Source organism: Paraburkholderia caffeinitolerans, from assembly GCF_902859945.1.
Lineage (GTDB): Bacteria > Pseudomonadota > Gammaproteobacteria > Burkholderiales > Burkholderiaceae > Paraburkholderia > Paraburkholderia caffeinitolerans.
This window is the reverse complement of the sequence record NZ_CADIKL010000106.1, coordinates 1-1288: the sequence shown is the minus strand read 5'-3', so window position 1 is coordinate 1288 and position 1288 is coordinate 1. Positions and strand designations below refer to the sequence as shown.

Sequence of the window (1288 nt, the reverse complement as noted above, 5' to 3'; positions counted from 1 at the left end):
GCGCATCTTTACCGATTCCGATATCACCAGAATTCTTCAAACCGTCCTCACGCCGTACAGCCATGAAATCGAATTTCGCGTCAAGTTCGATACCCGTTTCAACCACGAAGCAAGCCAGCGTGATTTCATCCGCCAGGCCTGGGAGACGGACTGGGATTTCTGCATGCGGCTGTGCGAGGAGTTCGGCTATGTGATCTGGTTCGAGCACCACGACAGGAAGCATGTGCTCGTCATTGCCGACTGCATCCGCGCGTGCCAGGAGCAGAGCGCGCCCTACGACACGTTGTCGTATCACCCCGATGGCGGGCATATCGACCGGGAACACATCACGCACCTGTCATGGCGCACGTCGGTAGCGCTGGATCGGGTAGTCGTCAATGACCACAGCTACATGTCGCCACGGCTCAGACGCAACAGCGAGCCGTATCGCGGGCAGTACGGCCCTGCGCGCCGCGAACACGATGAGAGTCTCGAATCCTACGAGAGCGCCGAATACGCCCAGCCCGATACGACCCGTTACTCCAGGCGGGATGACGACGCCTGGAAGAAGGATGCGCAGCATCTGGCGCGCGTGAAGCTGGAGGCCAGGCGGGGCCAGCGGCTGCGCGCACAAGGCCGGGGCGCGCTGCGTGGCATCGAGGCCGGCAAGACCTTCACGCTGATTGATCATCCGCATGGTGAGGCGAACAACGATTATCTCGTGCTGTCGTGCACGCTGGATATCCGGGCCATGCCGGGCATGTCAGGCCGATCCACCGGTTATTCGTTCGAAACCACGTTCGAGCTGTACCCGGCACGCGAGCCGTACCGCATGCCCCAGGTTACGCCACGCCCGCGTCTCGAAGACCTGGAATACGCGGTCATCGTGGGACCGAACGACGCTGAAATCTTGATTGATGCATATAACCGCGTGCTGATCCAGTACGCGTGGGATTGCGAGGGCGAGTTCAACGGCGGCACATCGATCTGGGTGCGCGTGGCGCAGCCGTGGCAGGGCGACCAGATGGGTACGGTCATGCATGGCCGCTGCGGACAGCAGGTGCTCGTGGGTTATGTCAACGGCGATCCGGACCGGCCCGTCGTGGTGGCGTTCGTCCCGGACGTGAACAACATGCCGGCCTGGAAGCTGCCCGATAACCACGCGCTCTCGGGCATGGTCACGCGCAGCCTCGGGCATGGCAGCACCACCAATCACCTCGCTTTCGACGACACCGAGAACCGCCAGCAGCTACAGATTGCGAGCGACCACGGCAAATCAAGTTTGAGCCTGGGTTACAACACGCGCATC

General features: G+C 61.7%; 1 protein-coding gene. It reads left to right on the top strand.

Annotation, left to right across the window (positions count from 1 at the left end):
- The coding region (locus HV773_RS36445; protein ID WP_175198546.1) for a type VI secretion system Vgr family protein at positions 1–1288 on the top strand (1288 nt) is incomplete at both ends.